Origin of the sequence: Nocardiopsis sp. SBT366, assembly GCF_001083815.1 — a bacterium.
Lineage (GTDB): Bacteria > Actinomycetota > Actinomycetes > Streptosporangiales > Streptosporangiaceae > Nocardiopsis > Nocardiopsis prasina.
This window is the reverse complement of sequence record NZ_LAVM01000023.1, coordinates 14,562-39,827: the sequence shown is the minus strand read 5'-3', so window position 1 is coordinate 39,827 and position 25,266 is coordinate 14,562. Positions and strand designations below refer to the sequence as shown.

19 protein-coding genes and 1 pseudogene are annotated in these 25,266 nt (G+C 72.0%); 4 read left to right on the top strand and 16 right to left on the bottom strand.

Annotated elements, in window-relative coordinates:
• Nucleotides 1-15 precede the first annotated feature (15 nt).
• On the top strand, nt 16-1,449 hold the full coding sequence (locus ADX84_RS09435; protein WP_049570739.1) for an APC family permease: 1,434 nt from the start codon (nt 16-18) through the stop codon (nt 1,447-1,449).
• A 332-nt stretch (nt 1,450-1,781) separates the two neighbouring features.
• On the opposite strand, the gene ADX84_RS09430 is transcribed toward ADX84_RS09435, so the two are convergent.
• The 6 genes from ADX84_RS09430 to rpsB all read right to left on the bottom strand — a co-directional run bounded on the left by ADX84_RS09430 (nt 1,782) and on the right by rpsB (nt 7,560).
• A complete protein-coding gene (locus tag ADX84_RS09430) occupies nt 1,782-2,963 on the bottom strand; it encodes a pyridoxal phosphate-dependent aminotransferase (RefSeq protein ID WP_049570734.1) in 1,182 nt (393 codons plus the stop codon).
• Between the two features lie 116 nt (nt 2,964-3,079).
• Nucleotides 3,080-4,033 (bottom strand): phosphatidate cytidylyltransferase, encoded by a 954-nt coding sequence (locus tag ADX84_RS09425; protein ID WP_049570731.1) that lies wholly within the window; start codon nt 4,031-4,033, stop codon nt 3,080-3,082.
• Nucleotides 4,034-4,036: 3 nt separating this feature from the next.
• The gene (gene frr / locus ADX84_RS09420) at nt 4,037-4,594 is read right to left on the bottom strand and encodes a ribosome recycling factor (RefSeq protein WP_049570728.1); all 558 of its coding nucleotides are present in this window, start codon (nt 4,592-4,594) and stop codon (nt 4,037-4,039) included.
• Nucleotides 4,595-4,659: 65 nt separating this feature from the next.
• The gene (pyrH, locus tag ADX84_RS09415; protein WP_040694415.1) at nt 4,660-5,403 is read right to left on the bottom strand and encodes a UMP kinase; all 744 of its coding nucleotides are present in this window, start codon (nt 5,401-5,403) and stop codon (nt 4,660-4,662) included.
• Nucleotides 5,404-5,627: 224 nt separating this feature from the next.
• On the bottom strand, nt 5,628-6,464 hold the full coding sequence (gene tsf / locus ADX84_RS09410; protein ID WP_049570726.1) for a translation elongation factor Ts: 837 nt from the start codon (nt 6,462-6,464) through the stop codon (nt 5,628-5,630).
• 133 nt (nt 6,465-6,597) lie between these two features.
• The gene (gene rpsB / locus ADX84_RS09405) at nt 6,598-7,560 is read right to left on the bottom strand and encodes a 30S ribosomal protein S2 (RefSeq protein WP_049570723.1); all 963 of its coding nucleotides are present in this window, start codon (nt 7,558-7,560) and stop codon (nt 6,598-6,600) included.
• Between the two features lie 351 nt (nt 7,561-7,911).
• On the opposite strand from rpsB, the pseudogene ADX84_RS25365 reads away from it, so the two are divergent.
• Nucleotides 7,912-8,355: pseudogene (locus tag ADX84_RS25365) on the top strand (peptidoglycan DD-metalloendopeptidase family protein); the annotation flags it as partial.
• 457 nt (nt 8,356-8,812) lie between these two features.
• On the opposite strand, the gene ADX84_RS09400 reads toward ADX84_RS25365, so the two are convergent.
• The 3 genes from ADX84_RS09400 to ADX84_RS09390 form a co-directional block, all read right to left on the bottom strand.
• The gene (locus tag ADX84_RS09400) at nt 8,813-9,709 is read right to left on the bottom strand and encodes a tyrosine recombinase XerC (protein WP_049570719.1); all 897 of its coding nucleotides are present in this window, start codon (nt 9,707-9,709) and stop codon (nt 8,813-8,815) included.
• Complete coding sequence (locus ADX84_RS09395) at nt 9,706-10,065, bottom strand: RidA family protein (protein ID WP_049570716.1); 360 nt, start codon at nt 10,063-10,065, stop codon at nt 9,706-9,708. Before ADX84_RS09395 ends, ADX84_RS09400 begins: the two co-directional genes overlap by 4 nt.
• A 204-nt stretch (nt 10,066-10,269) precedes the next feature.
• Nucleotides 10,270-10,992 carry an AfsR/SARP family transcriptional regulator gene (locus ADX84_RS09390; RefSeq protein WP_049570788.1) on the bottom strand — a complete coding sequence of 241 codons (723 nt, stop codon included), beginning with the start codon at nt 10,990-10,992 and terminating at the stop codon, nt 10,270-10,272.
• Between the two features lie 368 nt (nt 10,993-11,360).
• Here ADX84_RS09390 and ADX84_RS09385 point away from each other — a divergent pair, with 368 nt between their 5' ends.
• Complete coding sequence (locus tag ADX84_RS09385; protein ID WP_234003892.1) at nt 11,361-12,626, top strand: aspartate aminotransferase family protein; 1,266 nt, start codon at nt 11,361-11,363, stop codon at nt 12,624-12,626.
• Complete coding sequence (locus ADX84_RS09380; RefSeq protein ID WP_049570709.1) at nt 12,623-13,822, top strand: iron-containing alcohol dehydrogenase; 1,200 nt, start codon at nt 12,623-12,625, stop codon at nt 13,820-13,822. Before ADX84_RS09385 ends, ADX84_RS09380 begins: the two co-directional genes overlap by 4 nt.
• 160 nt (nt 13,823-13,982) lie before the next feature.
• Here ADX84_RS09380 and ADX84_RS09375 read toward each other — a convergent pair whose 3' ends face one another.
• From ADX84_RS09375 to ADX84_RS09345, 7 genes are read right to left on the bottom strand one after another with little or no spacing between them, the layout of a single operon-like run.
• Nucleotides 13,983-15,341: a SagB/ThcOx family dehydrogenase gene (locus ADX84_RS09375; protein ID WP_049570706.1), complete on the bottom strand. Its 1,359-nt coding sequence runs from the start codon at nt 15,339-15,341 to the stop codon at nt 13,983-13,985.
• A complete protein-coding gene (locus tag ADX84_RS09370; protein ID WP_049570703.1) occupies nt 15,338-16,438 on the bottom strand; it encodes a thiopeptide maturation pyridine synthase in 1,101 nt (366 codons plus the stop codon). The genes ADX84_RS09375 and ADX84_RS09370 overlap by 4 nt, the downstream gene beginning before the upstream one ends.
• Nucleotides 16,435-17,358 (bottom strand): thiopeptide-type bacteriocin biosynthesis protein, encoded by a 924-nt coding sequence (locus tag ADX84_RS09365; protein WP_049570699.1) that lies wholly within the window; start codon nt 17,356-17,358, stop codon nt 16,435-16,437. Before ADX84_RS09365 ends, ADX84_RS09370 begins: the two co-directional genes overlap by 4 nt.
• Nucleotides 17,355-19,862 carry a lantibiotic dehydratase gene (locus ADX84_RS09360; RefSeq protein ID WP_049570696.1) on the bottom strand — a complete coding sequence of 836 codons (2,508 nt, stop codon included), beginning with the start codon at nt 19,860-19,862 and terminating at the stop codon, nt 17,355-17,357. Before ADX84_RS09360 ends, ADX84_RS09365 begins: the two co-directional genes overlap by 4 nt.
• Nucleotides 19,859-21,481 carry a SagB family peptide dehydrogenase gene (locus tag ADX84_RS09355; protein ID WP_234003891.1) on the bottom strand — a complete coding sequence of 541 codons (1,623 nt, stop codon included), beginning with the start codon at nt 21,479-21,481 and terminating at the stop codon, nt 19,859-19,861. Before ADX84_RS09355 ends, ADX84_RS09360 begins: the two co-directional genes overlap by 4 nt.
• Nucleotides 21,482-21,513: 32 nt before the next feature.
• A complete protein-coding gene (locus ADX84_RS09350; protein ID WP_049570689.1) occupies nt 21,514-23,391 on the bottom strand; it encodes a TOMM precursor leader peptide-binding protein in 1,878 nt (625 codons plus the stop codon).
• On the bottom strand, nt 23,388-25,196 hold the full coding sequence (locus ADX84_RS09345; protein ID WP_049570685.1) for an NAD(P)-dependent oxidoreductase: 1,809 nt from the start codon (nt 25,194-25,196) through the stop codon (nt 23,388-23,390). Before ADX84_RS09345 ends, ADX84_RS09350 begins: the two co-directional genes overlap by 4 nt.
• Between the last annotated feature and the right edge of the window lie 70 nt (nt 25,197-25,266).

Here is a 25,266-nt window from a genome sequence, read left to right as displayed (position 1 = left end):
TTGGGAGCCCCCTCCATGTCCAACACAAGTCCGGGTTTCGTCAAGGTCCTGGGTAGGACGGACGTCCTGGCCCTGGCCTTCGGAGCGATGATCGGCTTCGGCTGGATCGTCCTCACCGGCGACTTCGTCGACGCGGCTGGCAGCGGTGGCGCCGCCCTGGCCTTCGTCATCGGCGGCGTCGTGATGGCCTTCGTCGGCCTCACCTACGCCGAGCTGGTCTCCGCCATGCCGCACGCGGGCGGAGAACACCACTACGCCATGCGCGCCATCGGCCCCAAGGGCGCCTTCGTCGCCTCCTGGGCCATGGTGCTGGGCTACGTCTCGGTGGTCGCCTTCGAGGCGGTCGCCGTCCCGCAGACCCTCGTCTACCTGTTCCCGAACATCGAGGTCGGCCACCTGTGGACGGTCGCCGGGTACGACGTCCACGCCAGTCTGGTGGCCATCGGCGTCCTGAGCGCCGTGGCCATGACGGCGCTCAACTACGTTGGGATCCGCCCCGCCAGCGTGTTCCAGGGCGTCACCGTCCTCTTCCTGCTGGCGGCGGGCGCGGCCATGCTCACCGGCGCCTTCGTGGGCGGGTCCACCGCGAACATGGAACCCCTCTTCACCGGCGGGGTGTCCGGGATGTTCGTGGTGCTGGTCGCGGTCCCGTTCCTGTTCGTGGGCTTCGACGTCATCCCGCAGTCGGCCTCGGAGATCAGGCTGCCCTACCGTCTGGTCGGGTCACTCCTGGTGGTCTCGGTCTTCTGCGCCACCGCCTGGTACGTGATGGTGATGCTGACCGCCGGCGCCGGGTTGCCCTCCTCGGACCTCCTGGGCTCCGAGCTCGCCTCGGCAGACTCCATGGCCGCCATGTGGGACAGCGCCGCCATGGGCAACCTCCTGGTCCTGGGCGGAGTTGCCGGTCTGCTCACCAGCTGGAACGCCTTCCTCATCGGTGGCAGCCGCCTCATCTACGCGATGGCGCGTTCGAGGATGCTCCCCTCCTGGTTCGGTGAGCTCCACCCGCGTTTCCGCACCCCCGCCAACGCGGTGCTGTTCATCGGAGCGCTCTCGGTCCTGGCCCCGCTCTTCGGCCGCCCGATGCTGGTGTGGCTGGTCAACGCGGGCGGCCTCAACATCGTGATCGCCTACCTGATGGTGGTCGTGTGCTTCCTGGTGCTGCGTCGCCGTGAACCGGAGATGGAGCGCCCGTTCAGGGTCCGCGCGGGCACCCCGGTGGGCGTCACCGCCTTCGTCCTGGCGTTCGGCCTGTTCCTGCTCTACCTGCCCGGCATGCCCGCGGCGCTGAGCTGGCCCAACGAGTGGGGCATGGTCCTGGCCTGGTGGCTCGGCGGAGCCGCGCTCATGTGGCGCCTGCCCCGGGTCAGCCCGGGCCCCGACGCCGAGGAACGCCTCATCGACCTCATGGACTCCCAGGACGCGAGACGGAGAACCCCCACACCCTGAGCCGACCGGGCGGGCTACGGCTCCTGCGGCCGCCACCCGTCCTTGCGGCCGGTGCGCCCACGACCCGCAGGCGGCCTCGGGCGCCGTCGTCGCGCTGGCGGACGCGGGCAACCGGCACGCGGGCCGACCACGAGCCCTAGGCCCTCGACCGCGCCGAGCGGTCCGGGGCCGTCCCCACCTGGGCGAACTCGTGGAGACCTGCCGGGAACTCGCCCGGGTGCTGGGCCCCTGGCCTGCCCGACGCCGACGAACGCCTCAGCGCGCGGCTGGCCGGGGGCCGCGACCGCCTGCCCCCGGCCAGCCCGGTCTCACGCGGGCCCGACCGACCGGACTCAGTTCACCCACCCGTGCCAGGAGGCCAGGCGGCGGACCGCCTCGTCCAGCACCTCGTCCTTCTTGCAGAAGGCGAAACGCAGCAAGTGCCGCCCCTCGTCCTCGCGGTCGTAGAACACCTTGGCGGGGACCGCCGCCACCCCCGCCTGACGGGGTAGGGCCCGGGCGACGTCCACGCCGTCCAGGAACCCGAGCGGACGGATGTCCGTCATCAGGAAGTAGGTGCCCTCGCAGACGTTGACGTCGAACCCGGCCCGGGTCAGACCCTCCGCGAGTCGGTCCCGCTTGCTTTGGAGCGCGATCCGCTGCCGCTCGATCCACTCCCCCTCGTTGTCCAGGGCGTCGGCGATGGCCAGCTGGAGCGCGCCGTTGGCGGAGAAGGTGAGGAACTGGTTGACCGTGCGCACCGCGCGCACCAGGGGTTCCGGGCCCGTGACCCAGCCGGTCTTCCACGCGGTGACGGCGAACGTCTTGCCCACCGAGGAAATCGACAGGGTCCGCTCGCGCATGCCCGGAAGCGTGGCCAGCGGCACGTGCTCGCGGTCGTCGAAGGTGAGGAACTCGTACACCTCGTCGGTGACCGCGATCAGGTCGTGCTCGCGGCACACCCCGGCGATCACCTCCAGTTCGGCGGGCGTGAAGACCGTCCCGGTGGGGTTGTGCGGGGAGTTGACCATGATCAGCCGGGTCCGCGGGGTCACCGCCGCTCGGAGCTCGGCCGGGTCGAACGTGAAGCGTCCGCTCTCCGGGTCGCAGCGCAGCGTCACCGGGCGGCGCACCCCCGCGGCGAGTGAGATCGTCGCCGCGTAGGAGTCGTACATCGGCTCGAAGACGATCACCTCGTCCCCGGGCTCCACCAGCGCCAGCATGGAGGCGGCGATCCCCGCGGTCGCACCGACGGTCACGTACACCTCGGTGTCCGGGTCGAACTCCAGGCCGTAGTGGCGGGAACGGTAGCGGCTCACCGCCTGGCGCAGCTCCGGGCGGCCCGGCCCCGGCGGGTACTGGTTCACCCCCGCCATGATGTTGCGGGAGGCCCCCTCCAGGAGGGAGCGTGGCCCGTCGGTGTCGGGGAAACCCTGCCCGAGGTTCACGGACTCGGTCTCCACGGCCAGGCGAGTCATCTCGGCGAAGATCGTCTCACCGTACTGGCGCATGCGTTCGATCAGAGGTTCATCCACCCTTCGAGCGTATCCACCCCGGCCCGCTCCGGCGTCCCCGGGCACGACGAAGGCCCCCGGTCTCGTCGCGCCCAGTCATCACCGGGTGCCACGAGGCCGGGGGCCCGGCCCGTCGTCTACGGCAGGAGCAGGCTCAGCACGATCCAGACCACGGGACCCGCGATGAGCAGCGAGTCGATGCGGTCCATCAGGCCGCCGTGGCCCGGCATGAACCGGCCCATGTCCTTGACACCGAGGTCGCGCTTGAAGAGCGACTCGATGAGGTCGCCGACCGTGGCTGCCGCCACCACGGCCAGGCCGAGGACCACGCCGACCCACCAGGGGCCGCCCAGCAGCAGGGTCACGCACAGCGCGCCCGCCACCGCACAGCCCACCACGGAGCCGCCGAACCCCTCCCAGGTCTTGTTCGGGCTGATCACCGGGGCCATCTTGTGCCGACCAAGCAGGATCCCGGCGAAGTACCCGCCGATGTCGCTGGAGATCGTCACCAGGATGAACACCACGAGCCGGTACTGCCCGTCCTCGGGATGCGCGATGAGCAGCATCCACGTGGCCAGCAGGAACGGCAGGTACACCAGAACGAACAGGTTCGCCGACGCGTCGGCGACGAACCCCTCCGCTCCTCCTCTCAGCCGCCAGGCCAGGCAGGAGATCGCCGTGAGGGCGGCGATACCCACCAACCAGTCCGCGCCGCCGAAGTAGGCCCCGGCCTGCATGGCCACGCCGCCCACGGCCAACGGGACCACGGCCAGGGTCATGCCCTTGCCACCGAAGGCCCGGTTGAGCTCGCGTAGGCCGATCAGCACCCCGAGCGAGGTGATGATCGTGAACAGCTGCGGCCAGGGGAAGACCGAGAAGAAGACGAGCGCGCCCAGGGCGCACCCGCTGGCGATGGCCACCGGGAGGTTGCGACCGGTCCTGACCGGTCCGCCCCCCGGTTTGTGCAGCACGAAGCGCTGCCCGGCGGCCGTGTCCGAGGCGGGGTCGCCCACCCCGGACGGGGGAATGTCGTCGGGTCTGTGCTCCGGTGAGTGGTCATCGCCGCCGGAACCCTTGGAAGGTGTGCTCACCGGCTAAACCTCGAGAAGATCAGTTTCCTTGTGCTTCAACAGCTCGTCGATGGCGGCGACGTACTTCTGGGAAAGCTCGTCCAGCTCCGCCTGGGCGCGGTGCGCCTCGTCCTCACCGAGGTCACCGGCCTTGACAGCCTTCTCGAAGCTGTCCTTGGCGCGACGGCGCACGTTGCGGATCGAGATCTTGCTGTCCTCGGCCTTGGTGCGCGCGACCTTCACGTACTCCTTGCGGCGCTCCTCGGACAGGTCCGGGAACACCACGCGGATGACCTGGCCGTCGTCGGAGGGGTTGACGCCGAGGTCGCTGTTGCGGATCGCGTTGATGATGTCGGTGCGCGAGTTCACGTCGAACGGGGAGATGACGACCATCCGCGGCTCGGGAACCGAGAAGGACGCCAGCTGGTTGATCGGCGTGCGGGCACCGTAGTAGTCGACGGTGATCTTGTTGAAGGTGGCCGGGGTGGGGCGGCCGGTCCGGATCGTGGCGAAGTCCTCCTTCGCGACGACCACGGCCTTCTCCATCTTCTCCTCGGCCTCAAGGAGGGTTTCTTCGGTCATTGTGGCGCTCCCGGGTTCTCGGCTGGGTGTTCGTGGCTTGGGGTCGCGGCCGGACCGTCCGCTCTCTAGGCGGAGACAGGGCCGACGATGGTGCCGATCTTCTCACCGCGGACGGCGCGCAGGATGTTGCCCTGGCTCATGAGGTCGAACACGACGATGGGCAGCCCGTTGTCCATGCAGAGGCTGACGGCCGTGGCGTCCATGACCTTGAGGCCGCGGGTGAGGACCTCGTTGTAGTTGAGCTTGTCGAACTTGACCGCGTCCGGGTTGCGCTGCGGGTCGGAGTCGTAGACCCCGTCGACCTGGGTGCCCTTGAGGACCGCCTGGGCACCGATCTCCAGCGCGCGCTGAGCGGCGGTGGTGTCGGTGGAGAAGAACGGCGCTCCGAGACCGGCACCGAAGATGACCACGCGGCCCTTCTCCAGGTGGCGGATGGCGCGACGCGGAATGTAGGCCTCCGCGACCTGGCTCATGTGGATCGCGGTCTGTACGCGGGTGTCCACGCCCAGGCGCTCCAGGAAGTCCTGGAGGGCGAGGCAGTTGATGACGGTGCCGAGCATCCCCATGTAGTCGGCACGGCCGCGCTCGATCCCGCCCTCGGTGAGCTGCGCGCCGCGGAACATGTTGCCGCCACCGACGACGACGGCGACCTGGATGCCCTCGGAGACGGCTTCGGCGATGGACTCCGCCACGTACTGGACGACCTCGGGCTCGATGCCGAGACCGCCACCGCCCGCGAAAGCCTCCCCCGACAGCTTGAGCATCACACGTTTCCAACCGGAATCGTGCATGGCGGGTTCGGTGGTCATCGCTTCGTTCTCCGACACGGCCTGCGGCCTCCCTTGTTCTCCCCGAGTGGCACAGGGTCCCCCGAGTGCTCCTGCTGCGGGCGGTGGGTGCGCATGACGCCCCAAATCCGCCCATATCCACCAAAAGGTGCCGGGGAGAGAAGTCTCCCCGGCACCTCCATCATGTCAAAACCCCAGGGTGTGTGCGGTGGACGCCTTCTCGGAACGATCCACCGAACAACTCCCTAGGCCTGGCCGACCTTGAAGCGCACGAAACGCTTGACGGTGACACCGGCCTCGTCGACGACCTTCTGGACCGTCTTCTTGTTCTCCTTGACGAACGGCTGGCCGAGCAGCGTCACGTCCTTGAAGTAACCGTTGAGGCGGCCCTCCACGATCTTCGGGATCGCCTGCTCGGGCTTGCCCTCCTCGCGGGTGGTCTCCTCGGCGATGCGGCGCTCGTTGGCGACGACATCGGCGGGGACCTCGTCCTTGCTGACGTACTGCGGCGCCAGCGCGGCGATCTGCTGGGCGAGGTCCTTGCCGACCTCTTCGTCCTGCTTGTCCAGCTCGACCAGGACGCCCATGCTCGGGGGCAGGTCCGGGTCGGACTTGTGCAGGTAGCTCGCGACGTAGGCGCCGTCGAACTTGGCGATGCGGCGGAACTCGAGCTTCTCGCCGATGATCGCGCTCTTGCCCTCGATGTAGGCCTGGAGGCTCTTGCCCGGCTCGATCTCGGCGGCGGCGATGGCGGCGATGTCGTCGCCGTCCTGGGCGGCGACGAAGTCGGCGACCTCGTTGGCGAGCTCGATGAAGCCGGCGTTCTTGGCGACGAAGTCGGTCTCGCAGTTGAGCTCGATGAGGGTGGCCTTACCCTCGCTCTCCTGCTTGAGGACGACCATGCCCTGGGCGGCGGTGCGGTCCGCGCGCTTGTCGACGGACTTGGCACCCTTGATGCGCAGGGCCTCGACGGCCTTGTCGTAGTCGCCGTCGGCCTCGGTCAGGGCCTTCTTGCAGTCCATCATGCCGGCGCCGGTCGCGTCGCGCAGCTTCTTGACGTCCGCGGCGGTGAAGTTCGCCATGACTGTTCTCGGATTCCCTTGAGTGAAGTCTGATCTGGAAGTGGAGCGACCCGGGTGAGCACCGCGCGGGCCGCCCCGCCCGAAAAGGGCGAGGCGGCGCGCGGGAAACGGTGTCCCCGGAAGGGGCCGCTGACTACTCGGCGGTCTTGTCCTCGGCGGGGGTCTCGACCGGAGCCTCGGCGGGGGCCTGCTCGGGGGCGTCCACCGGGGAGTCCTCGGAGGTGACCTCGGCCGGAGCCTCGGCGGCGACCTCGTCGGCCGGAGCGACGGTCGGGGTCTCGTCGGGGGCCTGCTCGGCGGCGGCCTCGGCGGCAGCCGTCTCGCTCTTGCCCTCGAGGAGCTCGCGCTCCCACTCGGCCAAGGGCTCCTCGGCGGCCTTCTCCTCGGTCGCGCCGGAGGCACCGGAGCGGACCAGGAGACCGTCGGCGACGGCGTCGGCGACGACGCGGGTGAGGAGGCTGACGCTGCGGATGGCGTCGTCGTTACCCGGGATCGGGTAGTCGACCTCGTCCGGGTCGCAGTTGGTGTCGAGGATGGCGACGACCGGGATGTTCAGCTTGCGAGCCTCGCTGATCGCGATGTGCTCCTTCTTGGTGTCCACGATCCACACGGCGCTGGGCACGCGGGACATGTCGCGGATACCACCGAGGGTGCGCTCCAGCTTGTCCTTCTCACGGCGAAGGTTGAGCAGCTCCTTCTTGGTGAGGGCGGAGCCGGCGACGTCGTCGAAGTCGATCTCCTCCAGCTCCTTGAGGCGCTGGAGCCGCTTGTGCACGGTGGAGAAGTTGGTGAGCATGCCGCCCAGCCAGCGCTGGTTGACGAACGGCATGCCGACGCGGCGAGCCTGCTCGTCGATGGCCTCCTGCGCCTGCTTCTTCGTGCCGACAAACAGGATGGTGCCACCGTGGGCGACCGTCTGCTTGACGAACTCGTAGGCGCGGTCGATGTACGCCAGCGACTTCTGGAGGTCGATGATGTAGATGCCGTTGCGCTCAGTGAAGATGAAGCGCTTCATCTTGGGGTTCCAGCGACGGGTCTGGTGCCCGAAGTGGACGCCGCTCTCCAGGAGCTGGCGAATCGTCACGACTGTGGCCATGACCTGGTCCTCCTTGCGGTGGCGGAGGAGTGCTCCGCCGTCGGTTGATCCTGACGCCCCGGCCGTACCGCCACCCCGCCGAAGCGGTGTGGACCGTGGGTGCGGCCCCTCCCTGAGGAGGCGTGTGGGCGTGCGTATTGTTGGTTGGTCCAGCGGACCACGGATGATTCTATCCTCCGCGGGACACACCCCGGAACAGCTCCGTGCCCAGGCAGATCACTGGGTGAGTGCAGCTCCGCCACGGGCGGTTCCGGGGAGGCCGGTGGGGAGTGCCGACGGGACGCGGAACGGGTTGTCCACAGATACGGATCGGCGGTGGCGGAGTCCGGCCCCGGGGCGCACGCTGGAGGCATGAGCCCTCGCCGTGTCTGGCACCTGCTGTTGTCGCTCTCTCTCCTGCTCCTGCCGGTCCTGCCCCACCGCACCACGTCTCCAGCCGCCTTCGCCGTGTCCTCGTGGCGTTGGCCGGTGGAGCCCCCGGCCGAGGTCCTGCGTGGGTTCGACCCACCCGAACAACCCTGGTTGCCCGGCCACCGGGGTGTGGACCTGGCCGCCGAACCGGGGCAGTCGATCCACCCCGCGGGCCCGGGTCGCGTCCACTTCGCCGGTCGGGTCGCGGGCGTGGGAGTGGTGAGCGTCTCCCATGGGGACCTGCGCACCACCTACCAGCCCGTGGACGCCTCCGTCTCCCGGGGCGACCCGGTGGGCGACCAGCCCCTGGGCACCCTGTCCGCCGAGCCCCGGCACTGCCAGGACCGCCACTGCCTCCACTGGGGCCTGCTCCGCGGGTCCGCCTACCTGGACCCGCTGAGTCTCCTGGGCCGCGGGAAGGTGCGCCTCCTGCCCCTGCACCACACGGCGCCGGTCGGGTGGGGCACGACGAGCGCCCGGGCCGCCGCCCCGGTCAGGCGGGCGAGGGACCGCCGGTCCCCGTCGTCACGGACCGGCCACCGGCGCCGCGTGCCCGGAGACCGTCACGAGGCTCGGGCCCGGACCCCGTCCGGGCCGCAGCGGGCAGGGGCTGCGGCGGGCAGAGGTGGGTCCCCGTCCGCTCGGCCGCTGGGGGTGGCTGCTGTGGGAGGGGTCCGTGCGCCTGTGCCCGGATCGGTGCCGGCCGGCATCAGGCGCGGGGATGGGCCTGCTGGTAGGCGGAGCGCAGGCGCTCCACGGAGACAGGCCCGTGCCCCTGCGCCGGATCGGTGCCCGACGGCATCAGGCCCGTGCCCCTGCGCCGGATCGGTGCCCGACGGCATCAGGCGCGGGGATGGGCCTGCTGGTAGGCGGAGCGCAGGCGCTCCACGGAGACGTGGGTGTAGATCTGCGTGCTGCGCGGGCTGGAGTGGCCGAGGAACTCCTGGACACTGCGCAGGTCGGCCCCGCCGTTGAGGAGGTGGGTCGCGGCGCTGTGCCGCAGTCCGTGCGGGCCGGAGTCCACTCCGGCAGCGCGCAGGTGAGCGTGGACGTCCTCGCGTGCTTGGCGGACGCCCAGGCGCCCGCCCCTGGCACCGAGGAAGAGGGCCCCGACGGGCGTCGCGGAGACGAACTCCGGTCGGCCCCGAGCGGTCCAGGCGTCCAAGGCGTCCAGGGCCGGGGCACCCACCGGGACCGTGCGCTCCTTGTCGCCCTTGCCCAGGACCCGGACGGTGTCGCGGGAGCGGTCGATGTCGGCGGTGTCCAGGGCGCAGAGTTCGGCGACCCGGATGCCCGTGGCGTACAGCAGTTCCACCACCGCGTGGCGGCGCAGTTCCACCGGGGTCGTCGGGGTGGGGCCCTCCAACGCGGTCGCGGCCTGCTCCTCGTCCAGCACCGAGGGAAGGCCGCGCTGTTGGCGGGGGGTGGACAGGCGCGGGCCCGGGTCGGTGGCCAGGACCCCCTCGCGGTGCAGGTAGCGGGTCAGGGCGCGGACCGCCGCCACCCGTCTGGCGATCGTGGACCGGCTGGCCCCGGCCGCGCGGGCGCTGGAGAGCCAGGCGCGGATCAGGGGGACGTCGAGGTCTGCCGGTGTGCGGCCGCGCGCGTCGAGGGCCTCGACGAGGGAGGTGAGGTCGGCGAGGTAGCCGCGCACGGTGTGCGGGGAGCGGCCCAGTTCGCCGGACAGGTGCGCCGCGAAGCGCTCCAGGAGCACGGCGGCGGGCTCGGGGGCGCTCAAGCGCGTTCCCGAGGCAGGCAGGCGACGGCGTCGATCTCCACGTGGAAGCGCGGGTCCACCAGTCCGCTCACCTCGACCAGCGTGGCCGCGGGCCGGTGGTCTCCGGGCAGGGAGTCCAGGAGGGCGGAGCGGAACTCGTCGAGGTCGGTGATGTGGCGGAGGTAGTAGGTCAGCTTCACCACGTGCGTCAGGTCGGCTCCGTGCCGGGCCAGGACGGCCTCCATGTTGCGGAAGATCTGCCGGGTCTGCCCGCCCGCGTCTCCCGCGACGTCACCGTCGGGAGCAACCGGGGTCTGCCCGGAGACGAAGAGGAGCGGGCCGTCGGCCACCAGGGCGTCACTGTACGTTCTGGCCATGGTCGAACCGTACCCAGGCCCGGACGGCGGTACCCCTCGGGGCCTCGGACCCCGGGGGTGCGCGTTCCCGGGCCGGACCGCGTCCGCGACCGGGACACGGGGTCCTTCGCGGAGTCGGACCCGTGCCCCGTCGCGTCGTCGTGTGTGTGGCCGGTCAGGTGCGTAATCGGAGGTGGTCCGGGACGCCCCTCCGACGGGACCCGCCTACGCGGCGCTCGGTTCCCACTGCGTGTCCAGCTCGTCGGCGGTGATGTGCAGGAGCTGGCCGTCGGCCCGCAGGATCGCCTCGTGGAGTCGCCGCAGGGGCATGGTGGGCTCCACACCGAGCTCCTGGGCGAGCCGGAGGCGGGTTCCCCGATAGATCCCCAGCGCCTCGGCCTGTCGGCCCGATCTGTACAGCGCGAGCATCAACAGGGCGAGCAGCCTCTCCCGGTACGGGTGGGAGGTGGTCAGCTCCGTCAGCTCGGGGACCAGACGGGCGTGGTGTCCTCGGTCCAGATCGATCTCGATCCGTTCCTGGTTCGTCAGCAGCCTGAGTTCCTCCAGCCGCCGAATCTCGTTCGCCACCACACCGCCGTTGGGAATATCCGAATAGGGTCTTCCCCTCCACAGCGCCATCGCGTGGCAGTACATTTCGGAGGCCTGCTGGAGATCACTCCGACCGCGCGCCCTACGGGCGAGGGCGACGGTCGTCTCGAACCTCTTCGCATCGACCTCCGCGCTACACAACTCCATGCGATAACCCGGGCCGTCCCGAACCAGACGGCCACTGTCGTCCAGTACCTTCCGCAGTCGGTGAACGTACACCTGCAGGGTGCTGCGGGCTCCGTCCGGTGGCGTCCCTTCCCAGAGGGCTTCCGCCAGCTCGTCCAGCGAGAGCCGGTGCCCTCCCTGACTCAGCAGTACGGCCAACAGACGGCGCAACATGGGGGCCCTGAGCACAATCGGAACGCCGTCCCGATAAATGACCAGTGGACCCAGAATCCCGAACTCAATCACGTCGCCTCCTGTTCGGGAAGTGCTCTACCCATCTCCGCGCATCCGGAACGGGCCAGCTTTATCACTACTTTACGTGGCAGATCATTGCCGGCGGTTACCTTCAGCACGTCATGAAAGTAGGTCGAAAGACCTGTTCGGCGCAACCGGACAGTAATCGAGCTGTAAGCGACTTACCGCATGCTGGGTGCAGCGTCGACTGAAGCCTGCCAAGAAAGAGCGAGATGAACTCTGACGGGCGACCCCCCGCTCCACCGGGATCTTCGGGAGCCTCGCCCCTGTGGCTGCCGATGACTTCGATGTCCATGTTCGAGCGAGGCGGGACCACCCTCGTGGAGGGTGAGGGCGTCCGGGTCCGGGACGAGGCCGGGAACAGCTACCTGTCCGCCACGTCCGGCCTGTGGAACGTGACCTGCGGTTGGAACCACCCCAGGATCGTCGACGCCGTCACCGAGCAGCTGCGCCGGTTCTCCTACGGGACGCTGTTCCGCTACGGCCACGACACGGCCCGGGACCTCGCCGCCCGGCTGCTGGAGATCGCGCCGGGCGACTTCGAGCGCGTCTACTTCTCCTCCTCGGGTTCCTCCGCGAACGAGACGGCCGTCAAGGTGCTGCGCCGCTACCGGAGCCTCGTGGGACAGCCAGAGCGCCGCCTGGTGGTCTCCTTCGACGCCCACTCCTGGCACGGCACCGGAATCGGCGCCATGGCCCTGACCGGCGAGGACCTGGACCAGGAGGAGTACGGGGTGGACCGCCGGTGGAACCGGCTGCTCCCCTACCCCGACCCCTTCGCCGCCGAACGCGGGCTGGGCCCCGACGAGCGGACCTGCCGTGAGGCCCTGGCCGAACTGGAGCGCACCGAGGGCGACCAGGTGGCGGCCGTCATCGTCGAGCCCATCCTGTGCTCGGGCGGCGTGCTCATGCCGCCGGACGGCTTCCTTGAGGAGGTCGCCGCCGCCACCAGGCGCATGGGTGCCCACCTGATCGTCGACGAGGTGGCCACGGGGTTCGGACGCACCGGGAGGATGTTCGCGAGCGAGCACACCGGCGTCCGCCCCGACGTGGTCACCCTGTCCAAGGGCATCAACAGCGGCTACCTCCCGCTGGCCGCCACGCTCTTCCCCGCCGAGGTGTACGAGGCCTACGAGGCCTCGGGGACCTACCTCACCCATGGGGAGACCCAGTCCGGCAACCCCGCCGCCTGTGCCGCCGCCCTCGCCACGCTCGACGTCATGGAGGACGAGAACCTGGTGGAGCGCTCCGCGAAGGCCGGAGCCCGGTTGCGGCAGCACCTGGACACACTCCTCGAACTGGACATCGTCGGTGAGGTGCGCGGCGAGGGCCTGGCCCTGGCCGTCGAACTGGTCCAGGACCCGGTGAGCCGTGAGCCCCTGTCCCCCATGGACATGGCGATGATCAGTCACCTGTGCCAGCGCAACGGGCTCCTGGTCCACCTGAGCCGCCGTTGCCTGCTCCTGTTCCCCCCGCTCGTCGTCACCGACGCCGAAGTGGACGAGATCGCGGCCCGGCTGACCGGCGCGTTGAAGGCGGTGAGGTCACGATGACCGAAGCGGGTTCCACCATCAACCCCCACTGGTGGGTGCCCACCAGGGTCGACTTCGGCGCCGGCCGTCTGGGTGACGTGCCGCTGGAGATCGAACGGACCGGCCGACCGGTCGCGGTCGTGGTCGACGAACACGCGGCGACGGCCGTCCCCGGCGTCGCCCAGCTGCTGGAACGGCTCGCCCCCGAGGTGGTCGTTCGCCGCGCCGCCTCCACGCCCACCCGGCAGGAGGCCGAGGACCTGGCCAACCGCCTGCGCGCTGAGGGTGTGCGATCCGTCTGCGCGATCGGCGGCGGAACGGTGATGGACCTGGCCAAGGCGGCCGCCGCGGCGGTGGCGCTGCCCGGTCTGCTCACCGGTTGGAAGCCCGGCGGCGGGTTCGTCATGCCGGAGCCCGTCACGCGGGGCGGCCTGCCCGTGGTGGCGGTGCCGACCACGGCGGCGACCGGCAGCGAGGTGAACGCCAAGGCGAGCCTGGCCGACGGCACGGACCGCCGCTTCCTGGTCCACTGGTCCCTGTTCCCCAGGGTCGCGGTGATCGACCCGATGCTGCACACGTCCCTGCCGCCCGCGCTGACCGCCGAGGGCGCGCTCGAAACGGTCGCCCGCCTCCTGGTCCCCATGGTGTCGGACCCGCCGACCACGGCCCTGCCCGACGAGGTCGCGATCGGTCAGATCAGGGCGGTCATCCCGGCCGCCGAACGGGCTCTGGCCGACGGCGACGACCTGGAGGCGCGCGGCACCATCGCGCTGGCCGCCAGCGTCAGCACGTTCACGCTGCACCAGATCGGCCGCCACCTGCACTCGTTCTGGATCTGGTACCCGACCAACACGCTCACCGCGCAGGGACTGCGCAAGGGCCCGGCCCTGGGAGTCCTGCTGACCCGGTGGGCGCGCATGGTGGTCGACGGCGACAAGCTGGCCGGGCACGCGGACCGGCTCGCCGATCTCGGTGGCCGCGCGCTGGGCCTCACGGGGACGTCCGTGACCCCGGTCGAGGTCGCGGACGCGCTGGCCGACCTCCTGCGCCGTTGGGGTTTCCCCACGGAGTTCGAGGAGCTGGGCCTGGACACCACCGCCGAGGAGCTGACCGAGCAGACGTGGCGGGCCTGGTCCGAGCCGCTGCGGCCGAGGACACGGGAGCAGGTGCGTTCCCTCTTCGAGGGCGCCCAGGGCGGGGCGGCCCCGCGTCAGTGACGGTCGCGGCCGGTGGGCGTCCACGAGGACGACCCCCGGCGGTGGGCCGACGATCAAGGGGCCGGGCCGTTCGGGGAGTGTTCCCGACCGGCCCGGCCCCACGTGCGCCCGGTCCCGTCGGCATCCCCCACCACCGGGACCGGGCCGTTCGCGGCACCGCCTACAGCGGCACCTCCAGCGAGGCACCGACGTGGGCGGCCACACCGATCGGCGCCACGCACATCGTGGAGGCCTCGGGCAGTTCGAGGTTGGCCTCGATGCCCGGGCCGTCGTAGGCGCACAGCGGGAAGGTCCCGAAGCCGCGGTCGGCCGCGACCAGGGCCGCCGCCTGGAGTGAGACGCCGATCGCCACCGCCCCCACCCGGAGGGCACCGGGGCCGTGTTCGCGCACCAGTTCGGGCAGTTGCAGGACCGGGACCACCACGCCCGCCAGTGACAGGTTGAGCCGGTGCCCCGGCGCCCCGATCCGGGTGGCCACTCTCGGGTCCTTGGGCGGGACCAGCCTGCCGTGCCCGCCCAGCGGGCCCAGCACGGAGTCGACCGCTTCAGCCACGGGCGCCAGGTCCTCGGCTGAGGGCGGGGGCGCCACGAACCCACCGACGGGGCTGCGACGGCGCTGCATGGCCCGGTCCGGGTCGCGGGGCATGGTGATCTCGCCGAACTCAAGCTCCGGCCCGGGCTCGGAGCGGCGGGCCGCCCGCAGGACGTCCTGCGGGTAGCGGTCCGGGACCGGCGGGATCCGGACGGGCGCCGGGTCGCTGGCGGGCGTCACCGTGCTGGTCGGGCCGACCGTGACCACCGCGAAGGCGATCTCGGTCTCGTCGCCCAGGTCCAGGATGTGCTCGATCTCGTCGTCGACGAACGCCAGCCGGGGCGTGCACTCCCAGTCCAGGCTGCGCCCCGCGATCAGCAACTGCGCCAGCGTGTGGCCGGTGTCCAGCAGGTGCAGCCGGTGCGCGAACTTGCCGTACCGGCCCGTGGTGCGCTCCAGCCGGGTCGTCAGCACGATGGTGAGGTCGGAGACCGCGCCGCCCAGGGCCCGCGCCAGGCGCGGCCGGGGGTCCTCGGTGGTGACCTGGGTCAGCCCGTGGTGGACCGGGTTGTAGCGGTGCGCGCCGACCGGCAGACCGGACTCCCCGCCAGAGAGCAGCCACAGGTCCACCGGGTAGGCCGCGCCGCCGCTGGCGACCAGGCGCAGCAGGGTGGTCATCACGTGCTGCTCGTCGAACCCCCATCCGGGGGCGCCGGTGGGCAGGAACGCCCGCGCTCCCGAGACGGTCAGGAACCGGTGCCGGGCGAGTCCGTTGCCGGTGGCCAGCATGCGTGAGATGCGGTCGACGGGCCCGTCGGGGCCGCGACCGGGGCGGGGCAGGGCGTGCTCGGCCACACCGGGCCGCCCGGCCCTCGTCGGGTACAACTGGTACGCCCCCGACACCTGGGGCAGTTCGCGGTCGGCCAGGTACGCCAGGACGGTGTCCCGGTCGACGTCGGTCGCGGTCGTGCGCTCGGCCGTGCTCATGAGTGCCCTTCTACGAGTTCGGTCGCGCCCGAGGCCACCATCGCCACGGCGTCGACCCCACAGGCCTGCTCCACCGCGTCGGCGACGACGTGGCAGTACAGGAAACGGTCCACCGGGCGGACGCCGATGCGCGCCAGGTGCAGGTACAGGAGATTGAGCGCCACCCGGTAGCGCAGGAACCAGGGTGCCTCGCGCAGGGTCCGCTCGAAGTCGCCGGAGCCGCGCAGGGTCCGGTGGAAGTCGCTGTGGCGGGTCTGTTCCTCCGTGGCGTCGCCCCCCTCGGCTCCCCCGCCGTTCGCGATCGGCCCGTCGAGGTCGAGTCGGCCGTCGGCGAGCAGGGGGCGGGCGTCGTCGGCGGCCCGCACGAGTTCGCGGCCCACGGTGACGGTGAGTTCGTCCAGGTGGGCGGTGGCCCCTTCGGCGTGCGCCCGCACCCTCTGGACGAGGGGCTCGCGCAGCCTGGCGGAACGTTCGTCGAACAGCGCGCGGACGGCTCGGGGGTCGGGGCTGCCCATGATGTGCGCCTCGGCGTGGGAGCGGTAGGAGACGAATCCGCGTTCGAGGTAGCCGCCCACCTCCTGGGCCATGATCAGCATGAGGTCGACGACGTGGGTGCTGAGCGAGGGGCCCTCGCCCACAGCCATGGTGAGCGCCGCGTCACTGGTGCGCTGGTGGAACCCCTCGAACAGCGCGACGGCGTCGTGGGAGCCGAGCACGTGCAGCCGGGGGTCGTGCGGCTCCTCCTCGACCGTGTTGTCGGGCTGCTGCGGCTCCAGCGGCCCGTACTCCCGTTCGCGTTCGGCGAGCAGCCGGTAGGTCTCACGGAGGGTTGCCGGGTCGATCACCGTGGTCGAGGGATGGGCGGCCAGGGCCGTCTCCAGGTGGCGTCGTGCCGCGGGGCGTACGATCCCCTCCCATGCGGCCTCGTCGGCGTCCACGACGATCCGCAGGTGCGGGCCCCGGCGCCAGTGCCGCGCCCAGTACGCGGGCAGGCCCTCGGCCGCCAGTTCGGCGAGCAGGGGGCGTACCCCGGCCCTCAGCAGGGGCGCGGGGTCGGCGTCGTGGTAGGCGACCCGGAGTCGCCGGGCGGCGGTCACGACCGCACCGTCACGGTGTCGGCCAGGGCCAGCCTGAGCAGTTCCATCACCAGTGCTTCCCGTTCCATGTGGACCCCGAGGCGGTTGTTGTGCATGTGCAGCGCGGACAGGGTCGCCATCCCCCGGTCCAGGTGGGCGAGTCCGTCGGGCGCGGCCCCCTCGGCCGGTTCCAGCAGGCCCCGCGCCTCCACGTCGGCCAACCCCTCCTGGAGCCGCTGGCAGGCCCCGAGCCACTCCCCCTCGCCGCCACTGGGCGAGGCGGTCAGGGCGTGCCGGACGAGATGGCGGACGCGGTCCCCGGACCGCTGCCAGGACTGGTCGACGACCCGCTGCCACTGGGCGCCGATCTGCTCACCGATCCAGCGGCCGACCATGTGGTCCACGAACCGGTTGACCCAGTCCGCGTCGCCGACCGTCGCCAGCCCGCTTGCCATGCACCACACTGCGCGGGCCACCGGGTCGGTGGGGGTGCCGACGTACGCCAGGGCGTCGCGGCTGGACGCGGTGAAGAACTCCTCAACGTGTTCCATGGCCGCGGGGCCGCCGTACAGCTCCGTCTCGGGCCGGTACGACTCCCAGGTGAGGGTGTTGTCCGGGAGGATGTCGGCCCCGGCCTCGTCGCCGGGGTTGCCGATCAGGTCGGCGAGCCGCTGGAAGTCGGCCGGGTCCGCCTCGACGCGTGAGGGCCGCTGTGCGACCAGGTCCCCGAACCGGCTCCGGACCTCCTCGCGCGCGGTCTCGCGGTCGTCGGGGTCGGGCACCCACAGGCGGAACCTGACGTGCGGTCCACCGGTCCAGTAGCGGACGTAGAACCAGTGCGGCGCCCTGTCCCCCAGCGCCCGCACGGTCGGCGCCACGACGGAGGTGATCACCACCGCCGGGTCCTGGTGGTAGTAGCAGTGGGCCGTGATCCAGCTCATCGGCGCTCCCCCGGTAGTTCGACGGCGTACTCCACGACCCGGCCTGAGCCGAACACGTCCGGCGCGGCCTCCTGGAACAGCAGCAGGTCCCGTCCCTTGGACAGCCGGGCCAGCTCCTCGACCCCCCACCAGGAGCACAGGTCCAGCGGGCGCGGCTTGCGGTCCTTGGCCTTCTCCATGACCCGCTCGGTGGTGTCGACGACGTCGGCGGCCCGCGCGAAGACGACGTCGGGCAGCCCCAGGTCACGGACCCGGCGGCGCACGCGGGTGAAGCGGTCGAAGTCGTCCCCCTCGCCCAGGTCCAGCTCCGCTCGGGGCACGATCCAGCTCCGGCGTTCCATGAGGACCCCGCCGACCCGCAGGCGCGGCAGGACCGACACCTCGGACGGTTTCGGGTTGACGTACAGCGCGCGGGCCCGCCCCACCAGCGCCCACGCCTCGGACATGGGGGTGGTCAGGTCGAGGAGGAAGCGCAACACGGGTGGGAACCAGAACCGGCCCATGGTCCCCCGGTGGACGAGCTCCACCGGGCGGTCGCCCGGTCGCCACCACAGCGTCGGGACACCGGCCGGGTCCAGCCGGATCTCCAGGTCCGCCGGGCGGACCCGCCGCTCCGGGGGCAGGGAGGGGACGCACCCGGGCCAGACCAGTTCGTGGGAGGCGTGAGGCGCCACCCGATTGAGGGAGCTGCGGAACAGGCCCGCCACCTCGACCAGGAGCGGCCCGTCCCCGCCCCGGTCCTCGCACGGGACGGGCGGCTCCGACCAGCGGCGCACCCGGGAGCCCGCGGTCTCGTGCCCCGGAGCGGACGCGTTGAACGCGAGGGACCCGTCAGCCAGGGGCTGGAGGAACAGGGTGGTGGGGTGGTCCTGGGGCAGCCAGTCGGGACCGGCGTCCAACAGCTGGTCCAGGGCTCCGGTGTCCGCGTCGAAGGCGGGATCGCCGCCGTCCGGCGGGGAGAGAAGTCCGAGCAGTCCGGTCTGGAACCGGCGCAGCTCCTCGACACGGGGCACCCCGGTGTCGGCCAGGTGGAAGGGGTTGTCACGCAGCGCGTGGAGGACCGTGTCGGGGGCGCCCTCCGAGGCGTTCGCCGGAGCGGCCTCGTTCCAGGCCAGCCAGGCCTCCATCAGGCCCACACGGGCGGTGGTCCCGAAGCGGCGTCCGAGCAGCTCCGCGATGGCCAGTCGGCCGGGCAGGGCCCCGTCGAACACCGACACCAGGCGCCGGACCCGGTGCAGGTCGCGGTCGAACGCCGACCAGTCCGGGGTTCGGGGCGCGGTGGTCCAGCCGGGCAGCACGTCCTCGTAACAGAGGTACTTGCCCGGGATCAGGGAGGGGTCGCCCCCGGCCTCGGTCAGCGCCTCGCCGACCGTCGAGCGCAGACGTCCCAGGGAGAGCCACCGGTCAGCGGGTGTATCGGCGGACTCGACCTCGCCCGCGGCCCCGCCGACCCGTCTCACCGGGGAGGCCTCCGGCAGGCCGAGGCGGTCGGCCACGTCGGTCAGACGGTCCCGGGCCTGGTCGGGCACGCCGAGGTCGCTCTGGAGGAGACCGGCCCTGACCAGTTGGCCGAGCATCGACTCGGCCTCGGCTGCGGCCGCGCCGAACTCGGAGGTGAGGAACCCGGCGAGGTCGGCCGGGGAGGCGCCGTCCCCGGCCCGCCGGGCGAGCGCGAGCAACCACGGGCGGGCGGGCACGCCCACGCAGCGCCCGTCAGCGTGCACGACCATGGCGCGCTCGCCCATGACGGTCAGGGTCGGGTTGGTCCGCAGGAACAGCGGCCCGCGCCCGGTGACCAGCAGGCGCTCCAGCTGGAACTCGACCTCGGCGTTGAGTTCCAGGTGCCGGGAGAGCCGGTCCGGCGCCGGGACCTGGACGGCCTCCGTGGCCCCGCCCTCCAGCCCGGCACCGTCGCCGTCGGGCAGCGGTCCGGCGGTGGTCAGGGTGGAGAAGGGGCTGGTCTTCAGCGCGGTCCGCAGGACGTAGTTGACCACCCGTCGGCGGGTGTTGAGGTGTTCGGGGGCACTCGCGGGGCCGGAGAGCCAGGCCTCGACGTCGGGGTACAGGGCGTCGCTGGCCATCGCCAGGGCGCGGCGGAAGTCCTCGTCCCGGACGAGGTCGGCCAGCCGTTGTTCGGCCGCCGACGTCTCGGTGCGGTAGGCCTCGCGGGCGTCCTCCCAGCCCCGGTCCAGCGCCTCGTGGTCGGAGACCAACCGCGCGTGGAGTCCGCGCGCCGGTCCGGACAACCGGGCCATCGCCGCCTCCGACAAAGCCTTGGGTGCCCGACCGTTGTGGACGGCCCGGCGGCAGGCCAGCAGCGCGCGGCGGACGGCGCGGTCCTCGCAGCCGCCCACCGCCGCGTGGATCAGGTCCGCCAGTTCCTCGCCCCTGCGGGTCAGGTCGCCCCGGAGGGCGTCGAGTTCGCCGAGGCGGCGGGCGGTGTCGGGCAGTTCGCCGACCCGCGCGCTGCCACTGGGCAGCCCCGCTACGCGTGCAACGATCAAGGCCGCACCCTCGTCCCCAGGTGCCAGGGCGCGTTGGGCTCGCCCAGTACCAGAAGAAACACCGGAATCTCCCGTTCGCCGTCGAGCCCCAGCAGGCGGGCGCACTCGTCGGCGTCGTAGCTGTTGGTCACCCGGGCGGACAGACCGTGCGCGGCCGCGGCCAGGGAGACCCGCTGCGCCACCACTCCGGTGAGCAGCTGGGTCGCGCGGAAGGCACGCCTCGGGTGGTGTTCGAGCAGGCGCTCGGTGTCGGCGGTGACGGCCACCATCAGCGGCGCGGTCCGCGCGTTGATCTCCGTCCGCCACACGTCCATGGCCTGGAAGGGGGGACGCAGGTCGCCGTGGCTCACGGTGCGCAGGGCGCCGTCCACGAGCCGGTAGTGGCCCTGCGGCAGGTCGGTGACCGCACCGGCGATCACGTGCACCCCCACCTCGGGCGGGGCCGTCTCGTGCCAGAGGTCGTCGGCGGTCGGTCGGACCGCGTCGAGGAGGAGGTCGGCCACGACCCCCAACGGCACCGGCTTCGCGGCGGGCAGGAACACGTCGGGCCCGGAGTCGCGGCGGACCACCGCCGCCCCGGTGTCCGTACCGCTCTCCCGCCGCAGCGGTGCCAGCGGCAGGTCGGGGTCCGAACCCGGCGCCGCGGCTTCGGCTCCGACCAGCGGGGTGCTGACGGGCGCCTTCACCGGCTCCAGTTCCGCCGGGTCGTTCAGTCGCGAGGCCCGTTCCACGGCGAGGGTCCGGTAGCTGAGCGCCGGTTCGATCCCGTTGCCGCCCGCGACCGGGACCACGGTCCGTTTCGGCGGCACCGGAGCGGCCGTGCGGTGACCGGGTTCGGTCGGAGCCTGCGCGCCGTCCCACAGGGGCAGGACCGCCAGGACCGACTCGGAGTCGTCGTCCGGCAGCGCGAGCAGCCGGGCGACGGCCTCGTCGAGGAACCGGAGCCGTGCGTGACCGCCCAGGCCGAGAGCCGAGGCCACCACCTGGAGGTTGCCGAGGACGAGCCCCGCCTCCTGGGTGACCAGCCGGTAGGCGTAGTTCCGGTACCGGAAGGCGGTCTTGCCCAGCCTGGCCGTGACGATCAGCACGGTCCGGGCGCCATCGAGCTCCGCCGCTGCGGCTGCGGCCAGGTCGGACAGGCCGACGTCGTCGCGCAGCTCGGAGAGTTCGTGGTGGGCCGGGTCGTAACGGTGGACGCCGCCCGGCGCGGCGTCCGACCACACCGACAGCTCGACCGGGTAGAAGCAGCGCGCCGAGGCCACCGTACGGTGCCACGGCCACTCCACCTGCGGGCCGATGTCCATGCGGGAGAAACCGTAGCCGTAGAACAGCAGCTCGCCCAGTCGTTCCAGGTCCGAACCGTGGTCGGGGCCGGACCCGCCGGGGCCGGCTCCGGGACGCGTGTGCTCGTCCCGGAGCGCGGCCCCGAGCGGACCGATCCGGTGCCGCGGCCCGGTGGGAAGCGGGAACCTGCGCCGTGGCTCGGCGGGGAGGGTGAACAGCGGGGGGCGTGCGGGGTCGTCGAGCCCGCCCTGCCCCTCCGCGTGGATCGCCTGCCACCGGTAGTGCACGTCGTACAGGTACTCCCGCACCAGGGTCGCGTCATCGTCGTCGGTCACGGGTACCGCCGTCGGGTTCGGGTGCGTGTCCGTCATGGGAACGGGTGCGGGTCGGGGTTCACGTCGTCGAAGCCCTCCTTCGCCGCCGCCGCGAACACCCGGTCGAGTCCGCGCACACGGCGGAACCTGTTGCCGAAGGTCATCGGCAGCATCCCCGGAACGATCACCTTCACGCAGAACAGACCGCCCGCCCGGTGCTCGGGAGTGGTCTGGTCCACCACCAGAACCTCCAGGCCGTGCTGCCGCAGACGCTCGACGGTGTCGTTGAGCAGCGCCTCCAGGTCGGTGGGCCCGTCGGTGTGCAGCCTCGGGTCGGGCTCGGCCATCTCCCGCTTGGGCCCGTCGAACAGGAACGCCAACCGGTCCTGCGCCTCCGGCCTGCCGTTGAGCTGGCTGTGGTGCAGCATCGAGGTGCACAGGTCGGGGTCGTCGACCATGCGCCGGGCGAGGTCCTGCACGTCGTCGGGCTCGTCCTGGTGCTGGGCGATGATCGGGGCCAGCTCCAGGAGCCCGGCCGCCACCGCGTCCTCCATGTCGAAGTGCGAGGCCGCCGCGCACAGGAAGCGGGCGTGACCGTCGCGCTCCTGCTCGTCGACGACGCCCACCCACACGCTGGGGATGCCGTGCTCGGTGGTGGTGTCCCAGGCGTGCGCCGTGTACCCGGTCAGCCGCTCGATGCGCTCAAGCAGGAGCGGGACGGTGGTCCCCTTGGCCGTGCTGAGGTCGATCTCGGCCGGGGTGCGGCGCGAGTACCAGGTCATCAGGAACGCGTCGCGCTCGATGACCTCCATCAGCCCGTGCAGGATCGTCTCCGGCATGGAACCGCCGACGGCGCAGCCGTTGGACACCTCGTACAGGAACCGGGGACGGTCCGGGCGCACCAGCCGGGTGCGGTAGTAGGCGTAGGTCTCGGGCACGAGGACGGGCCTGTCATGGGTGAGGGACCTGCCCCAGACCCAGTCCAGCTCAGACTCCTCGGTCCACCGTTGGCACGGGAAGCCCTCCTCGTCGTAGCGGTGCTCGTCGTGCAGGCCGAGCCGTCGCAGGTCGAGGGCCTCGGGGAGGTCCTTGTAGGCACCCGTGACCACACTGCGGTGACCCGACGGGCTCATCCCGCCCCAGCGCTCGACCGCCTCGGCCACGGCGGCGGTGCCCGACTCCCGGTAGGAGGGGGTACGGCCGATGCCCTGCTCGATGTCGGTCGAGTTCCGCAGGCCCAGCGGCGCGGTCATGTTCGGGAACACCCCGCCGCCGTACTTGAAGAGGGTGCGTACGAGGCCGACGTCCCGGTCCACGTAGGTGGGGAGGAAGGACGCGTCGTCCACGAGGGACTTGGTCCGCATGGAACCCGGTTTGTGGGACAGCGAGGGGCTCGGAACGAGTGTCCCGGTGTCCTCGGGGCTGTCCTCGGGCAGCGCACCGCACACGGCGCACAGCGGGTCCGGCAGGAGCACCGCACGACGCACGCCGAGGCCGATCAGCCGGACCACCATGACCGACCGCCGCTCGGAGGTGTCCTGGTCCCGGTCCAGCTCGACCAGCCTGCCAGCGACCTCGGCAGCGAACTCCGCGTGCAGGTGGGTCAGCGCGGGCGGCGCCCACCTTCGGAGCCGCTCCGGGTCCCGGCGGTCGATCTCGGCCATCGGCTCCGGGAACTCCCGGGCCAACAGCAGACGCGACTCCAGGCACTCGGGGCACCCGGGGCGGTCCTCACGCACCACCGGCCCGACGTAGAGCCGGTCCCGACGCGCGAGCACCGGCAGCACCGGCCCGCTCCCGGCGGGGATCTCCGGCAGGACACCGTCCTCACCGACCACCACCGTGTACTCCGGCGGGACCACGGCCCTGAGCGCCTCGGCCAGGACACCGGTTCCCACCACGGTGGGGGCGGCCGTCAACGACTCGGTCACAGCTCCACCACCCTCACCAGGTGCGGCGTCGCCGTCCGCAGAGCGGGCTCGCCGTCCAGTTCCACGACCCCGAGCCGGTGCCCGCGCGCGGCCAACAGCTTGACCGCGCCCTCGGACGTCAGCAGGTGGCCGGTCAGCGGGGCAGCCGAACCCTCGGGTTCGGGCACGCGTTCCGGTCGTGGAGGCGTCGTGACGGGGTTCTCACCGCACTGCACGGAGGTCGTGGCGCGGATGACGGCCAGCGAGGCGGCGGACGCCAGGTCCGGGCCTGAGGCGCGCGTCAGCGGCCCGGCGTCGGAGGCGGCGAGGACCGTCGGCAGCTCGGCGTCCAGCTGGAAGAGGCGGACGCTCGACTGCGCGAGCAGTTCCAGTCGGCGCAGCTGTTCACCGACGAGTTCGGGGAGGTCGTCCCGGCCGATCAGCGGAGCCCGCTCGGGGACGGGCACGACCCGCTCCGCCGCGTAGTCGAGCACCGCCTGGGAGAGCGCGGACTCACGGTCGAGCGCCGCTCCGATACCGGGGACGTGGGCGTCGGTGATTTCCACCGGCTTGATCACGGGGCCGGTCTCACCGCTGACGAGGTCCCGGGCCGGTCCGCTCGCCGGATGGGCGGCGGCCAGGCGGCCGAGGGCGGCCAGGGTGGCGCCGTGCCGGGCCTCCACGAAGGCGTCGGCCACGCCGAGGACGTCGGTGGTCTGACCGCCCTTCACCAGGCGGGCCACGGCGACGCGCAGCGGCAGCTGCTCCGGGTGCTCCTCGATCTCGAGGAGGGGTCCGGTGAGCGGGTCGAACAGTTCGGCGGCGGCGTGGGAGAACACCTCGCTGTCGATCGTCGCCCGCGGGTCCTCGCTGACGGGGGCCGTCGCCGCGCCCACCGGCAGCACGCGCCCGGTCTGGGACTCCAGGGTCTCCAGGTCGATGCGCTCCACCTCACCGGAGACCGGCGCGGGGTAGGCGCCCGTCACGGCGCGGAAGGCAGCGAACAGCGCGGTGTTGGCGGGCACGCCCACGGCGGGTCCGCGCAACCAGGTCGAGGGTCCGGCTGGAAGGGTGCCGGTGTCGGTCAGGCGCGCCTTGGCGTCGGCCCAACCGGCCGCACCGCCCGGGATCGGGCCCACCCACGCCGAGTCGCGGGTCACCAGGACCGGCAGGAGCGGAGCCGTGCAGGCCTCCGCCACGGTGTCGATGAGCGCCGGGTCCTCGGTCAGCACGACCACGAAGTCCGCGGCGGACACGCTCGCGGCGAGGTCGGACGCCGGGGTCTCGACGAGTTCGAGGGTGGGGTCCTCCTCCCGCAGCGCGGCGAGGTCGGCGGCGCGCGCGGCCCGGGCGTCGGCGTCGTCCGAGGGGTCGACGACCTCAACACGACTACAGCCCAGGTGCCAGGCGGCGCGGGCGGCGGAGTCGGCGAGCGGGGCGTTGCCCACGACGACCATGCGGGTGCCACGCCAGGTCTGGAACCGCGCCGGGCCGGAGTCGCACCGGAAGTCGACGTAGGCGATCTCCGCCTGGTAGCGCTTGAGCTCCGTCTCGGTCAGCGTGTGCGGCAGGTCATCGCTGACGTCGCGGACGAATCCGTTGCGTTCGAGCAGCCCCACCAGGTCGAGGGCCATCTTCTGGTGGGCGGGCGACAACCCAGAGGTCAGGTCCTCGAGCGGAACGGAACCGTCCAGGCTCGGCGCGAGCAGTTCCACCCACTGATAGATCGCCCCACCACGCAGTGTCACTGACCGTGCGCTGTCGATGATGAAGGCCCCGTCCGCGGTCGGGACGTAGTAGACATCTGGCCGGAGTTTCGGTCGCATCCGCGCCCTTCTCTTCTCTCTCACTGTTGCGAGGGGACGACCCCGGCACGGAAAAGCCCGCACCGGGACC

Excerpts from the sequence above, each read along its gene's own strand:
- ADX84_RS09375 (WP_049570706.1), bottom strand. The coding sequence starts at position 15,341 with ATGAGCACGGCCGAGCGCACGACCGCGACCGACGTCGACCGGGACACC.
- tsf (WP_049570726.1), bottom strand. The coding sequence starts at position 6,464 with ATGGCGAACTTCACCGCCGCGGACGTCAAGAAGCTGCGCGACGCGACC.
- frr (WP_049570728.1), bottom strand. The coding sequence starts at position 4,594 with ATGACCGAAGAAACCCTCCTTGAGGCCGAGGAGAAGATGGAGAAGGCC.
- pyrH (WP_040694415.1), bottom strand. The coding sequence starts at position 5,403 with ATGACCACCGAACCCGCCATGCACGATTCCGGTTGGAAACGTGTGATG.
- ADX84_RS09435 (WP_049570739.1), top strand. The coding sequence starts at position 16 with ATGTCCAACACAAGTCCGGGTTTCGTCAAGGTCCTGGGTAGGACGGAC.
- ADX84_RS09380 (WP_049570709.1), top strand. The coding sequence starts at position 12,623 with ATGACCGAAGCGGGTTCCACCATCAACCCCCACTGGTGGGTGCCCACC.
- ADX84_RS09395 (WP_049570716.1), bottom strand. The coding sequence starts at position 10,065 with ATGGCCAGAACGTACAGTGACGCCCTGGTGGCCGACGGCCCGCTCCTC.
- ADX84_RS09390 (WP_049570788.1), bottom strand. The coding sequence starts at position 10,992 with ATGTTGCGCCGTCTGTTGGCCGTACTGCTGAGTCAGGGAGGGCACCGG.
- ADX84_RS09345 (WP_049570685.1), bottom strand. The coding sequence starts at position 25,196 with ATGCGACCGAAACTCCGGCCAGATGTCTACTACGTCCCGACCGCGGAC.
- ADX84_RS09385 (WP_234003892.1), top strand. The coding sequence starts at position 11,361 with ATGTCCATGTTCGAGCGAGGCGGGACCACCCTCGTGGAGGGTGAGGGC.
- rpsB (WP_049570723.1), bottom strand. The coding sequence starts at position 7,560 with ATGGCCACAGTCGTGACGATTCGCCAGCTCCTGGAGAGCGGCGTCCAC.
- ADX84_RS09365 (WP_049570699.1), bottom strand. The coding sequence starts at position 17,358 with ATGAGCTGGATCACGGCCCACTGCTACTACCACCAGGACCCGGCGGTG.